General features: G+C 61.4%; 12 protein-coding genes. 2 read left to right on the top strand and 10 right to left on the bottom strand.

The window, feature by feature from the left end; genetic code table 11:
• Positions 1–3: 3 nt before the first annotated feature.
• The 5 genes from benB to KHQ24_RS22325 all read right to left on the bottom strand — a co-directional run bounded on the left by benB (position 4) and on the right by KHQ24_RS22325 (position 4,450).
• On the bottom strand, positions 4–489 hold the full coding sequence (benB, locus tag KHQ24_RS22345) for a benzoate 1,2-dioxygenase small subunit (RefSeq protein WP_023318372.1): 486 nt from the start codon (positions 487–489) through the stop codon (positions 4–6).
• The gene (locus KHQ24_RS22340; protein ID WP_064149943.1) at positions 489–1,871 is read right to left on the bottom strand and encodes a Rieske 2Fe-2S domain-containing protein; all 1,383 of its coding nucleotides are present in this window, start codon (positions 1,869–1,871) and stop codon (positions 489–491) included. The genes benB and KHQ24_RS22340 overlap by 1 nt, the downstream gene beginning before the upstream one ends.
• 109 nt (positions 1,872–1,980) lie before the next feature.
• Complete coding sequence (gene catA, locus KHQ24_RS22335) at positions 1,981–2,907, bottom strand: catechol 1,2-dioxygenase (protein WP_064149940.1); 927 nt, start codon at positions 2,905–2,907, stop codon at positions 1,981–1,983.
• A 69-nt stretch (positions 2,908–2,976) separates the two neighbouring features.
• Complete coding sequence (gene catC / locus KHQ24_RS22330) at positions 2,977–3,267, bottom strand: muconolactone Delta-isomerase (RefSeq protein WP_004202698.1); 291 nt, start codon at positions 3,265–3,267, stop codon at positions 2,977–2,979.
• A 19-nt stretch (positions 3,268–3,286) separates the two neighbouring features.
• On the bottom strand, positions 3,287–4,450 hold the full coding sequence (locus KHQ24_RS22325) for a muconate cycloisomerase family protein (protein WP_072500750.1): 1,164 nt from the start codon (positions 4,448–4,450) through the stop codon (positions 3,287–3,289).
• Between the two features lie 117 nt (positions 4,451–4,567).
• On the opposite strand from KHQ24_RS22325, the gene KHQ24_RS22320 reads away from it, so the two are divergent.
• Positions 4,568–5,458, top strand: coding sequence for an IclR family transcriptional regulator domain-containing protein (locus tag KHQ24_RS22320; RefSeq protein ID WP_074186507.1), 891 nt, complete (start codon positions 4,568–4,570; stop codon positions 5,456–5,458).
• Here KHQ24_RS22320 and kmrA read toward each other — a convergent pair.
• Complete coding sequence (gene kmrA / locus KHQ24_RS22315) at positions 5,453–6,952, bottom strand: efflux MFS transporter KmrA (protein ID WP_043519647.1); 1,500 nt, start codon at positions 6,950–6,952, stop codon at positions 5,453–5,455. The two genes, KHQ24_RS22320 and kmrA, sit on opposite strands and share 6 nt — an antisense overlap.
• 119 nt (positions 6,953–7,071) lie before the next feature.
• Here kmrA and KHQ24_RS22310 point away from each other — a divergent pair, with 119 nt between their 5' ends.
• Positions 7,072–7,647, top strand: a complete 576-nt coding sequence (locus tag KHQ24_RS22310) for a TetR family transcriptional regulator (protein WP_043519679.1) — start codon at positions 7,072–7,074, stop codon at positions 7,645–7,647.
• Between the two features lie 210 nt (positions 7,648–7,857).
• Here the strand turns inward: KHQ24_RS22310 and nhoA are convergent, their stop codons facing one another.
• From nhoA to KHQ24_RS22290, 4 genes are all read right to left on the bottom strand, one after another.
• Positions 7,858–8,703 (bottom strand): N-hydroxyarylamine O-acetyltransferase, encoded by an 846-nt coding sequence (gene nhoA / locus KHQ24_RS22305; protein WP_004202712.1) that lies wholly within the window; start codon positions 8,701–8,703, stop codon positions 7,858–7,860.
• Between the two features lie 76 nt (positions 8,704–8,779).
• Positions 8,780–10,435, bottom strand: coding sequence for an ABC transporter permease (locus tag KHQ24_RS22300; RefSeq protein WP_049116194.1), 1,656 nt, complete (start codon positions 10,433–10,435; stop codon positions 8,780–8,782).
• Positions 10,436–10,490: 55 nt separating this feature from the next.
• Positions 10,491–11,459, bottom strand: coding sequence for an ABC transporter substrate-binding protein (locus KHQ24_RS22295; RefSeq protein WP_100051076.1), 969 nt, complete (start codon positions 11,457–11,459; stop codon positions 10,491–10,493).
• The gene (locus tag KHQ24_RS22290; RefSeq protein WP_048324392.1) at positions 11,456–12,157 is read right to left on the bottom strand and encodes an ABC transporter ATP-binding protein; all 702 of its coding nucleotides are present in this window, start codon (positions 12,155–12,157) and stop codon (positions 11,456–11,458) included. Before KHQ24_RS22290 ends, KHQ24_RS22295 begins: the two co-directional genes overlap by 4 nt.
• Positions 12,158–12,207: the final 50 nt, after the last annotated feature.

Raw genomic sequence — 12,207 nt, 5'->3', positions numbered from 1 at the left:
CTCTTAAATGTGGTAAACGTCAATCACCTGACGGATATAGTCGTTATTCAGGCGCACGGTTTTGCGCACGATCTGCGGCCGGCCGTCCTGCTCGGTCAGCGTGCAGCAGGTGGCGCCGAAAAAGGCATCGGTGTGCTGATAGCGGTGGCTCCAGGTCACCCAGCTGTAACGCACCTCCAGCCCCTCGTCGCTCTCCCCCAGCAGTTCGACGTTGCTGATGATATGGGTGGTCCGCGGCTCCGGCGTGCTGGCGCCGGAACGTTCGGTTTTAATGCGATAGACACGATCCTCCAGTCCTTCCCGGTTGGGGTAGTAGATAAGTGAAATCTCTTTTTGCGGGTCGCGCGTCAGCTGATCGTCGTCGCCCCACGCCGGCATCCAGTAGATCACCTGCGGGCTGTAGCAGCTGAGCCATTCATCCCACTGACGGTCATCCAGCAGACGGGCTTCGTAATAGAGAAACTGGCGTACCTGTTCGAGGTTCAGCATCAGGCCACCTCCACACGCTGGGTGATCGACTGGTCATAGCGCTGCTGCTCTTGTTCAATCGCCGCGAGCATCAGCGTCTGCCAGTGATGGTGATGGGCGATGTACAGCGCCTCGTCCTCCGATTTCACGCCGCTTAAGCGCGGATTAAATCCGGCGTGCTGCGCATGCTCATCCGGACCATCGACCCAGCGCAGCGCGCCGCGGCTGAGATCGCTCCACGCCAGATTTTCACCGAGATAGCCGCGCTGACAGGCGCTGAACTCTTCGAGATCGTCCGGGGTGCCCATCCCGCTAACATTAAAGAAATCTTCATACTGGCGGATACGCAGGGCCCGCGCCTGGTCGGATTCCCCCTTCGGGGCAAAGCACCAGATAGTGACTTCGGTTTTGTCCACCGCCAGCGGACGAATGACGCGGATCTGGGTGGAGAATTGATCCATCAGATAGACGTTGGGGTACAGGCATAGGTTGCGGGTTTCGTTGACCATCTGGTCGGCGCGCCGTTCGCCGAATTCCGCCTGCAGACGCTCGCGATGGGCATACACCGGGCGCACCTCCGGGTTCAGCGCCCGGGTCCACAGCAGCATATGGCCGTTATCAAATCCGTAGCCGCCGCCGAGGCTTTTTGACCAGCCGTTGGCGTCCACCGCATGGGTGCCTTGCGCTTCATAGTTGCGGCGTGACATGGTGGAGGCGTAGTTCCAGTGCACTACGCTGACATGGTAGCCATCAGCGCCGTTCTCCGCGCCCAGCTTCCAGTTGCCTTCGTAAACGTAGCTCGACGAACCCTTGAGCACTTCCAGCCCCTTCGGCGCCTGGTCGACGATCAGATCGATGATTTTACAAGTTTCCCCGAGATAGGCTTCCAGCGGCTGCACGTCGGCACTGAGACTACCGAATAAGAAACCGCGATAGGACTGAAAACGCGGCAGCTTTTGCAGGTCGTGAGATCCTTCCTGTTTGAAGGTGTCAGGATAAGCGCCGGTGCTTTCATCTTTGGCTTTTAATAATTTGCCGTTATTGCTGAAGGTCCAGCCGTGAAACGGACAGGTAAAAGAGTTTTTATTCCCGGTTTTCCGTCGACATAACATGGCGCCGCGATGAGCGCAGCTGTTAATTAACGCATGCAGCTCATGCTTTTTATCGCGGGTAATAATCACCGGCTGACGCCCCAGCGTCAGGGTATAATAATCACCCGGTTCGGCAATTTGGCTTTCATGGGCGAGAAATACCCAGTTACCTTCGAAGATATGCTTCATTTCAAATTCAAACAGCTGCGGGTCGGTAAATATCGACCGGTGGCAGCGGTAAATATGATTTTCACGATCGACAATTAAGGCGTTGTTAATTTTGTCTTTAAGCGCTGATAGCGTTTTTTGCATGAGTCAGTCCCTCCTGCGGTATTCAGGATGAAATAAACCGGGTGAATTGTTAGCTTTCAGGTGCAATGTCTGGCCCGGGCAACCGCGTGCCCGGGGCCGTTACAGCAGATTACGCTTTGGCGCGCAGGCGGGCGCCGCGCTGCTCTTCGTCGGCGCTGAGCGCTTTACACAGGGTGAAATCAAAACAGACCTCAGTGTGCTCTCCCTCAAGGTCGCGCTGCGCGATAGTCTCGCTGTCCGTCACTTTAATCGGGTCGGCAATCAGACCGTCGCGGGTGGCGAAGGCAAAATCATCCCACAGGTATTTATCGCCGCTGAGGTTGATCTGGCTGGTGAGATGTTTATGCCCCGACGCGGAGACGAAGAAGTGAATATGCGCCGGACGGTTGCCGTGGCGGCCTAACTGATCCAGCAATTTCTGCGTTGGTCCATCCGGCGGACAGCCGTAGCCGGAAGGCAGGATGCTGCGCACGCTATAGCGGCCATCGGCGCCGGTGCGGATCCGACGGCGCAGGTTGTATTCGCTCTGGCTCGGGTCGAAGAAGGAGTAATTGCCGAGGGTATTGGCGTGCCAGATATCGACGATGGCGTTGGCCACCGGCCGGCCCTCGGTATCTTTGACCTGGCCATGCAGCCACATCACTTCCCCCGGGTCGGCGCCATCATCCATCCGGGCGTGACCTTCGGCCAGCGGCGCATTGGCCACATACAGCGGCCCTTCGATGGTGCGCGGGGTGCCGGTTTCCCGGCGCGCCGCTGCGTCGATGGCGTCCTGACGCAGGTCGAGGAAATGCTCCAGACCCAGCCCTGCCGCCAGCAGCGCCGCCTCCTGACGACCACCCAGCGCATGCAGATAGTTCACCGCATGCCAGAACTCTTCTTCGGTGATGTTATAGTCGTCGATCAGCGTACAGATATTCTCCAGCAGACGGTGAATAATGGCTTTAAAACGTTCGTTTCCGCCAGGGACGTGTAAACCCGCCCCTTCACGTAATAATTTCTGCACGGCTTCTTGTTGTACGAAAGCATTACTCATTATTATTCTCTCTTATCGTTGTAGGGTATTTACCGGGTCACCCCGGCATGAGGTCAGGTGTTATTATTATTAGCTATCATCGTCACGAACAGACGAGGGATGGCGGCACAGCGCCTCGACGCGAATATCCATAAAAGGATACAGCGGCAATCCCATTAATATTTGATGTAACTCTTCGGTATCTTTGACATCGAAAATACTGACATTGGCGTAAAGACCGGCGACGCGCCAGATATGTCGCCATTTGCCTTCCCGCTGTAATTGTTGCGAATAGGCTTTTTCGCGTTGTTTTATTTCCTCCGCTTCGGCGACGGGAAAGCCGAGCGGTATATTCACGGTCATATCCACTTTAAATAGCATCTGTTTCTCCTGTTTCCCGCTACGCCTGGCGGGTGTAAAAACGCAGTTTGTCTTCATCCAGCTCGACGCCAAGACCCGGGATTTGCGGGAGCACCACCTCGCCGTAGGCAAAGGAGAGCGGTACGCTGACGATATCGTCTTTCAGCAACAGCGGGCCGAACATTTCGGTGCCCCACTGCAGCGGCAGCGTCGACCAGGCGTGTAGCGAGGCGACAGTCCCGACGGTCCCCTCCAGCATGGTGCCGCCATACAGGCCAATACCCGCCGCCTGGGCGACGCGGGCCAGCGCCAGTACGCTGTTCGGTCCGCCGGCCTTGGCGATTTTCAGCGCGTAAGCGCCGGTAAAGCCCTGCTGCGCCAGTTGATAGCCATCGTAAGCGGTGGCCACCGCTTCGTCGGCGAGGATCGCGGTTTCAATATGCTGGCTTAACCGCACCAGCGCCGCGTTGTCGTGGGCGCTGACCGGCTGTTCGATGAGGTCGACGCCCATCGCCGCCAGCTCGCGGCAGCCTTTCGCGCCGGTTGCGGCGTCCCAGGCCTGATTGACGTCGACGCGGATGCTGGCGCGATCCCCTAGCGCCTCCACAATGGCGCGAGTATGGCGCAGGTCGGTCGCTAATTCGCGTGCGCCAATTTTCAGCTTGAAAGCCTGATGGCGCCGCTCGGCTAACAGTTTTTCCCCTTCGGCAATATCTTTCGCGGTATCGCCGCTGGCTAACGTCCACAGCACCGGCAACGCCGTTTGCAGCGCGCCGCCGAGCAGCGCCGACACCGGCAGCCCCAGCGCTTTGCCCTGGGCATCCAGCAGCGCGGTTTCAATGGCGGACCTGGCAAAAGTGTTGCCTTTAATGGCGCTGTTCATGCGGGCGGTCAGCGCATTCAGGTTATCAGCCGGTTGCCCCAGCAGCAGCGGCGTCAGGTAATGCGTTATCGCCGACGAGATAGCCTCCGGGCTCTCGACGCCATAGCTCAAGCCGCCGATGGTGGTGGCCTCGCCAATGCCGCAGATGCCGTCGGAGCGGGTAAGGCGCACGATCACCAGCGTCTGACATCCCATGGTGGTCATCGACAATTTATGTGGCCGGATGGTTGGGACATCCACAATCCAGCTCTCAATACGTTCTACGGTGGCAGTCATTTTCGCTTCCTGATGAGATGTATAACTTTTTGTACCCACATCCATAACGGGGGGGGCTGTGCCATTGACAATAGGGTTCGGCCTGGCGGATGGTCAACGGCGATAATCGAAATGTTGTGCGATTATCGACGCGTTTGTTAAAAGACGGTTATTAATGTGATCGTGGTGGTAAAACCGGCACAATTCAGCGCGCCCCATTTTGCGCAAGGTATAGTGATCTGCCGTGAGCTTTACGCTGCAACGGAGAAGGATGCGATGAGCGACAATATCCCCAATACGCTGAGCGCCAGGCAGGCCGAGCACGATCCCAACTTTATGCTGTCTCTGGCCCGCGGTCTGGAGGTGCTTAACGCCTTCACCCCACAGCGTCAGCGGCTGACCATTTCCCAGTTAAGCCAGAAAACGCAAATTTCCCGCGCGGCGGTACGCCGCTGCCTGTATACCCTCGCCGCGCTGGGCATGGTCCATAGCCCGGATGGCCGCCATTATGAGCTGCTCCCCCGTGTGCTGGCGGTGGGCCATGCCTATCTCGCCGGCACCCCGCTGGCGAAAGTGGCGCAGACGGCGCTGGACAGCCTCGGCAAAGCCCTCGGCGAATCCTGTTCGGCGGCGACGCTCGACGGGGATAACGTGCTCTATATTGCCCGCGCGGCGGTGAATAATTTATTGAGCGTCGATATCGGACGCGGCAGCCGCCTGCCGGCGTGGGCGACGTCGATGGGTCGGGTATTGCTCAGCGCGCTGCCGGAAGAGCAGCTGGAGGTGACACTGTCACGCGCCGTGCTCATTCGCTACACCCCACACACCCTGTGCGATATGGCCGGGCTACGCGCGGAGATTGATCGGGTGCGCATGCAGGGCTATGCCCTCGCCGACCGGCAGATAGAGGTGGGCCTGTGCTCGCTGGCGGTGCCGGTGCTGTCGCGTCATGGCCGGGTGGTGGCCGCGCTGAATGTCGGGGTGCCGGCCGCGACGGTCAGCGCCGCGGCGTTAAAAGAGAAGGCCCTCGCCCCGCTACGCCGCGCGGCGATGGACCTGTCGCTACAGCTATAGCGCCGTCTGCGGCTTCGTCACCGTGGCGAGGCTGCGCCAGATCCCGGCGGCCAGCAGCAGAAGCATGACCCCCGCTGTCGCCAGCACCAGACTGTGCGCCTGGGTAAAGGCCGCCTTCGCCGCCGCCATCAGCGCCTCCGCCACCCCGGCGGGTAGCGCCTGGGTCAGGCTGACCGCCTCGCCGATCGATGACGACGCCCGCTGCGCCATGGTCTCATTCAGCCCGGACGGTAGCACAATGGTGGCGCTGTAGCTGCGGGTCAGGATCAGGCCGAACAGGGCAATGCCGAGGCCAGCGCCCAGCTCATAGGCCATGGTTTCGATCGCCCCGGCCGCCGCCGCTTTCTCCTTCGGCGCCGCCGCCATAATGGCGGAGCTGGAGGCCAGCAGCGCGCTGGCGACGCTAAAGCCCAGCAGCGTCATCAGCCCCCAGGCCAGCCATTGCTGAGTGCTGAAATCGGTCAGCGCCAGGCCCAGAAAGCTGAAGGCGCTGAGCAACATCCCGCCGGTCGCCACCTCGCGCAGCCCGAGCTTCGACACCAGCATCCCGGCAATCGGCCCGCTAAAGCCGCTGGCCACCATCACCGGCAGCATAAACATCCCCGCCTCGAACGGCGTTTTCTGATGCACAAACTGCAGCTCCTGAGCCATCAACAGCTCAAAACCCACCAGGGTAATCAGGGCAGTCATCGCCATCATCACCCCGCTTAAAATAATGCGATGAGTGAACAGTCGCATATCCACCATCGGCCGGGCCGCCGACAGCTGTTTGCGGATAAACCAGGTGAGCATCGCCGCCCCGCCGATCGCCACCAGCGCGGTGAGCCACAACGCCAGCTGGCCCTTCAGGGCCGATTTGGCGCTAAACACCAGCATCAGGATCGCCGCAATCAAAATGAGCGCCTGCAGCAGGTTCAGCGGCTGGTCGCGGCGCGCGGGCTGGCGCGGCACCACTTTCGCGTTAATCGCGATAACCACCAGCACAATCGGTACGTTGATCAGGAACACCGATCCCCAGTAGAAATGCTCCAACAGCATGCCGCCCACCAGCGGGCCAAAGGCCGCGCCGCCGGAGCCCACCGCCGCCCACAGCCCCAGCGCCATATTGCGCTGGCTGGCCTCGGCAAAGGTGCTGCGGATGCCGGCCAGCGTCGCCGGCACGATCATCGCCGCCCCCACCGCCAGCAGGGCACGGGAGGCAATCAGCGTCAGAGCCGTCGGCGACAGTGCGGCGCACAGCGAGGCGACGCCAAAAATAGCGCTGCCGAGCAGCAGCAGACGTTTAAAGCCGATTTTATCGCCAAGGGCGCCCATCGGCAGCACCATCCCGGCCATCACCAATGAATAGATATCAATGATCCACAGCAGCTCATTGCCGCTGCTGCCCAGCGCGACGCTGAGGGTCGGCGCGGCCACATGCAACACCGTGGCGTCAATCGCCACCGGAATATAAACCAGCAAAATCGCCATCAGCGTCATCCATTGCCGTGACATAGCTTGTACCTCAATGTTAAAACTTGGACACACGTCCAGGATGGCGATCCTGCCGGATTGTTGAACGCATGTCCAACTTTTTGTTACACTCGGCCAAAGCCAGATATCAGCGGGGTTCTATGCACTATTTACAGCGGGATGAGCGACGGGAAGGGATTATGCAGGCCGCCATGCGCCTGGCGCTGCGCGGCGGCTTCAGCGCCATGACCGTCCGGCAGATCGCCCGCGAAGCGCAAGTGGCCGCCGGGCAACTGCACCACCACTTCTCCTCCATCGGCGAGCTGAAGTCCCAGGTGTTCATCCGTCTTATCCGCGAGATGCTCGACATGCCGCTGGTGGCCGAGGACGCCAGCTGGCGCGAGCGGTTATTCTCGATGATCGGCAGCGAGGATGGCCGGCTGGAACCCTATATCCGCCTGTGGCGGGAAGGCCAGGTACTGGCCGACAGCGACCCGGACATCAAAGCGGCCTACCTGCTAACCATGACCATGTGGCATGCCGAGACCGTGGCGATCGTTGAGCAGGGCCTCGCCTGCGGTGAGTTTCATTCGACCGAGCCGCCGGCGGATATCGCCTGGCGTTTTATCGCCCTGGTGTGCGGCCTCGACGGGATTTACGCCCTCGGCACCCAGACCCTGGACGAGACGGCGTTTAGCCGTTATTTGAATAAGATGATTACTCTGGAATTGTTTTAGCTGACTTTGACATTACGACGATAACGATCCTCTATGGCGCGGCGTAGTTCCATCGCAGGCATTGGCTGCTGGCGGAAGCCATTTAACGCGTTGTGCCGTTAGTTTACCGGATCGCGGCTACGCCTTACCCGGCCTACATAAACGCTTCTATCTCCCTTCGATATCTTTCCCCAGGCCCGGTCAGCGCAGCGCTGCCGGGCATGAGGAAATTTACTTCCCGGCTTCCGGATGCGTATCGAAAGCCGCCATCACCGCCGCCAGCGCCGCTTCGCTGAAGCCATGTTTAGGATCGTCCACGCCCAGGCCGAAGCGGGTTTGCAGCCCTTCGTACAGCGCGGAGACATCGGCAAAATCGACCTTCTCCACCACGTGGTTATTTTCCCAGTGGGTAAAGTGGAAATTGGTAAGGGTCATTTTGCCGCCGTCCGGCAGATGACGACACATCAGCAGGTGGTGACGAAAGTGTGACTGCGGCCAGTGCGCCGACCAGAAGTTACCCATCACATAATCAGACGCATACTGGCGACCTAAATCGAAATGGTACATCGACTGCCAATGCTCGTGATGGTTGAACTGCAGCGTCCACTCATCCCCTTCATGCACCAGACGATAGCTGCCATGCGGCGTCTGCTGCGGGATATCGGCCAGCAGCTTAATCGGCGCGGTCAGCGTCTGGCCGCCGAAGCCAACGTCGGCGATCCAGCGCTCGCCCGCCACTTCCACCAGCAATAAACGATGGGTGCGCGGCGGCATCTGCGGCGGATTGGCCAGCACCACCCGGCCCAGCAGGCTGCGGACATTAAAGCCTATTTCGCGCAGCGCGCGCTCCAGCAGGCCATTTTGTTCAAAACAATACCCCCCGCGTCGGCCGGCGATCAGCTTCGCTTCCAGCGCCAGGTCGTCAAGATGGATCTCGCGCGGCAGCAGGACGTCGAGGTTTTCGAAAGGGATAGCGCTGTTATGCTGCAGATGCAGTTGGCGCAAGGTATCAATAGAAACATCAGGCTCTCCCGTCCAGCCCAGACGGGAAAAATAGGCGCGTAAAAAGGGACTCATCAGGGTCTCCAGCTGTTGGTGTCCGACATTTATAGCCTATATTCCCGCGCCGACCCTCTTTTTTGTGCGCTTGTCGTTAACCGCGCGTGCTGCGCTGCATCAGCGCCAGCGCCGTCAGCATCAGGAGCAGACCGGTCAACAGCGTCAGGCTGGCCATCGCCATGCCCTGACCAACGGATCCCTGTTCGAACTGGCGCCAGATAAACACCGCCACGGTCTGCGTGCCGGCGGGCGCCAGCAGCAGCGAGGTCACCAGCTCCCGGGACGCCACCGCAAACACCATCAGCATCGCCGCCAGCAGCGCCGGAAAGACCAGCGGCAGAACAATTAGCCGCAGCGCCTGCAGCGGCGATGCGCCGTGGACCCGGGCGGCGGGCTCAAGATTGGGGCCGAGTTGGCGCAGCGCGCTGCCGACATAGCGCACCGGCCAGGGCAGCAGCAGGCAACAATAGGAGAGCAGCAGCATCCACAGCGTGTTGTAGGGCGAGCGCGGCCAGAAGGGCTGGTTCCACAGCAGGATCAATCCCACCCCCACCACCACGCCCGGCAGCGCCGCCGGCATCAGCGACAGCGCATCCACCACCCCGCGCCCTTTGATCTTCTGCACCATCACCAGCCAGGCGGCCAGCAGCCCCAGCGCGCCGACGATCAGCGCCGAACCTAGCGCCAGAGACAGGCTGACGCCGAGGGCCGACAGGGCATCGCCCTGCTGGTCGAATAGCGCCGCGAAGTGACGCAGCGTGACATTCTCCAGGCTGACTCCGCCCGAGAGGGTGCCCATCAGGCTGGTGAGCATCATCGAGGCGGCGGGGACCCCGACCGCCAGGCCGCCGACGGCCGCCATCGCCAGCAGCGCGGGCAGCGTCATCCAGCCCAGCGACGTCCCACGGTTTTCTCCCGGTTTGCCGGTGACGCTGGTGACCTCCTTCTCCCCCACCAGCCGCGTTTGCAGCCACCAGGCGAACAGCGCTACCGCCATCAGCAGCAGCGACAGCAGCGCAGCGCCGGTGAGATCCACCGGCCAGTCGGCCAGCTTTTTCTCAATGCCCACCGTCAGCATCACCACTCCCGCCCGGCTGCCCAGCGCCGCCGGTACGCCAAACTCCTCGATGGCGAGAGTAAACGCCAACAGCATCCCCGCCGCCAGCGCCGGGGAGAGCATCGGCAGCGTCACGTGCCAGAAGGCGCGCCAGGCGCTGGCGCCATGGACCCGGGCGACCATCGCCAGCCGTTGCCCGCTCGCCAGCAGGCTGCGGGAAACGGCAAAGTAGACCACGGGAAAAATATTAAAGGTCATCACCAGCACGATCCCGCTGCGGCTGAACAGCAGATCGTTTAGCTGCCAGCCGGTCAGCTGCTGCAGATAGCCCTGGCTTTGCAGAGCCAGCATCCACGAGAGCGCCGAGATATAGGGCGGCGTCAGAAAGGGGATCAAAAACAGCAGGTCCCACAGCCGGGGCAGCGGCAACGAAAACATACCGCGCAGAATACCGAGCGGCAGGCCGATCATCACGCTGGCCAGCGCCACGCCGCCGGCAATCCACAGCGTACCGCCGAGCATCGACGGCAGCTGGGGGTCGGCCAGCAGCGGCGAGACGCCGCCAAAGGCGTCATGGAGCGAACCGGCGCTAAAATGGGGAAAAATCGCCTGCAGCAGAATAAACAACAGCGGTAACGCGACCAGCAGCGTCAGGGCGGCAAGCGTCACGCCGGAAAGGAATTTTTGTTTCACAGCGGTTCCTGAAACGAAGCGTTCTCCGGCGGCCAGCGCCGGAGAACCGTGTCAATTAGTGGGCATACAGCTGACTGAAGCGGCTGAGGACGGCGCTACGCTCGCTACTCCCCTCGCCGCTGGTGGGCAAGACCTTCAGCGCGTCCAGCAGCGGGCGTTTGGCGGCCACATCGCGGCGAGCGGGCATCAGCCAGGCGTCGGCGACCCGCGCCTGACCTTCCGGCGACAGCACGTAATCGATAAAGGCTTTGGCCTCGTCGGCATGCTGGCTGGTTTTGAGGATCATCATCGGGCGCGGGGCGATCACCGTCCCGCTGGCCGGGAAAATCACCTTCAGCGACTCGCCCTGCTGAATATTGCCGTAGGAGACATAATCCACCGCGCCGAACACCGCCGCTTTCGCCCCCTGCATCACCGGCGTCACCGCCTGGGCGTTGGGGCCGCTGACCACCATGCCGTTCTTTTTCAGATCGTCAAACAGCTGCCAGGCCTGGTCGCCCATGCTGTTTTGCAGGCCAATCAGCAGATCCAGCGACGCGCCGGAGAGCGCCGGGTCAGGCGTCGTTACCTTATCTTTAAACGCCGGCTGGGTGAGATCCCGCCACTCTTTCGGCTCCGGAGTGCCGCTTTTGCTGTTCCAGACGATGCCAAGCGCCGAGACCCCCTGGGCGATATAGTCCGCCGATTTCAGATTAGCCGGTACCTTGTCGGCGTTGGCGCTGTGAAAAGGCAGCAACCAACCCCGCTGGTGCAGATCCTCCGCGGTATCCCATGAAGCGGAGATCAGCACATCCGCCTGTGGGTTGGCCTGCTCGGCCTCCAGACGGGCCATCACTTTGCCGGTGGTGGCCTGGAAAACGGTCACCTTCACCCCGGTCTGTTGTTCAAAACCGCTGGCCAGGCTTTTCGCCAGCGAGCCAGGGCCGGCGGTGTAAACGGTCAGCGCATGGGCGCTTGAGAGCATCATGGCGGAGAGAGCCATCGCGAGTACCACTCCTTTCTTAACGGTCATAACGGTGTTCATACAACGTCCCCCGAGGTTGGCGTAACGGCGCGGACAGCGGCCACGCGGCCCGCGGATAAATGGACTATCCGGTCGGCTAACAGCTCGGCTTCACGGCGGTCATGGGTAACATACACGGCGGTGATGCCGAGCTGGCGCAGCAGGCGGCTCATTTCGCCACACAGCGATTCGCGCAGTTCGCTGTCCAGGTTGGAGAGCGGCTCATCAAACAGCAGCACCCGCGGCGCGGCGACGATCGCCCGCGCCAGCGCCACCCGCTGCTGCTGGCCGCCGGAAAGGCCTGAAGGTTTACGTTCGGCAAAGCCGTCGAGGCCCACCCGCGCCAGCGCCTCGCTCACCCGGCGCTCGCGTTCGGCGCGGGCAACGCCGCGCATGCGCAGCGGAAAGGCGACGTTCTGCGCCACGCTCATATGCGGCCAGAGGGCGTAATCCTGGAAAACCATGCCGATATCGCGTTGTTCAGGGGGCAATCCCCATCCTGCGCGGGCCACCAGCCGATCGCCAAAGCGGATTTCACCGCTGGCCGGCACGCTCAGCCCCGCCAGCAGGCGCAGCAAGGTGCTTTTGCCGCAGCCGGACGGGCCCAGCAGCGCCACAATGCTGCCGGGTTCGATATGCAGCGAGAAGCGATCGAGAATGGGGGTCTCTGCGAAGGCGAATGAGACCGCCTGCAGAGTGATAGGGGTCAGCGCGCGCATTGTCGCCCTCCCTTGCGGGAAAGCAACCCCTGCCCGGCGGTCGACATCCG

This window comes from Klebsiella sp. 54, assembly GCF_018223875.1.
GTDB classification, from domain to species: domain Bacteria; phylum Pseudomonadota; class Gammaproteobacteria; order Enterobacterales; family Enterobacteriaceae; genus Klebsiella; species Klebsiella quasipneumoniae.
This window is presented reverse-complemented; position numbering and strand designations above follow the sequence as displayed.